The sequence below is a fragment of the Shewanella sp. SM20 genome (assembly GCF_025654545.1).
GTDB lineage: Bacteria > Pseudomonadota > Gammaproteobacteria > Enterobacterales > Shewanellaceae > Shewanella > Shewanella oncorhynchi.
Window position 1 is genome coordinate 1 of sequence record NZ_JAKKRK010000128.1, and the last position, 999, is coordinate 999.

Sequence of the window (999 nt, forward strand, 5' to 3'; positions counted from 1 at the left end):
TAACCTGAACTCGGGATAAGAAATGTTGAACTAATAGCCCTCCAAGTGATCGGATCTTTCGACCAAGAGAAACCCCATCACACCGGAGGGCCTATGCATAAATTAGTGGAAGTGTTTTGCGATGTCGATGATTTTTGCGCTGTTTTCATTCCAGAATGGGAAAAAACGCTGTTAACCGATGGTACACGCAAGCGTCAACGCCCTGGCCGTATGACGATGAGCGAAGTGATGACCATCATCATACTTTTTCAGATGTCCCACCACCGTGATTTCAAGAACTTCTACATCGGCTATCTGGCTCATTTCTACAAATCTGCTTTTCCTAATTTACTCAGCTATACCCGCTTTCTTGAGGTGATGCCCACTACTTTAGTGCCGCTTTGCAGCTACTTTGCCAGCCTCAAGAGTGACCCCACTGGCATCGAATTTGTTGATTCAACCAGCATCAAAGTGTGTCATAACCTACGTATTCATCGCCATAAAACCTTGGCGGGACTGGCGTGCAGAGGTAAAGGCACCATGGGGTGGTTTTATGGCTTTAAGCTGCATTTGATTGTGAATCATCAAGGCGGAATCGTGGCGGCCAAAGTGACGCCTGCAAATGTACATGACACAAAACCGGTGAATGAGATGGTGCACAGTGACATGAATAAACTCTATGCAGATAAAGGGTATATCAGTAAAGCGCTGTCCAGTGAATTGCTGGATAAAGGCGTGAAGTTGGTGACGAACGTGCGTAAGAATATGAAAGCGAAGGCAATGTTGTTGTGGGATAGAGCGATGCTGTCGAGACGTTTCATCATAGAAACCATCAACGACCAGTTAAAAAATATCTCTCAAATAGAACACTCTAGACACCGCAGCGTGCATGGTTTTATGCTAAATATGATTGCCGGACTCATCGCCTATCAATTGAAAGACAATAAGCCACAACTGAACCTCACTAACGCAGAGTTTAATGCTATTACAGTTATGGCTTGTTAAACCGATCTCAGGTTA

Annotated in this window: 1 protein-coding gene; it reads left to right on the forward strand. The window is 44.6% G+C overall.

Features of this window, described 5'->3' with window-relative positions; all coding sequences use genetic code 11:
- Window positions 1-93: 93 nt before the first annotated feature.
- A complete protein-coding gene (locus tag L5M18_RS23185) occupies window positions 94-984 on the forward strand; it encodes an IS982 family transposase (protein WP_263198721.1) in 891 nt (296 codons plus the stop codon).
- Window positions 985-999 lie beyond the last annotated feature (15 nt).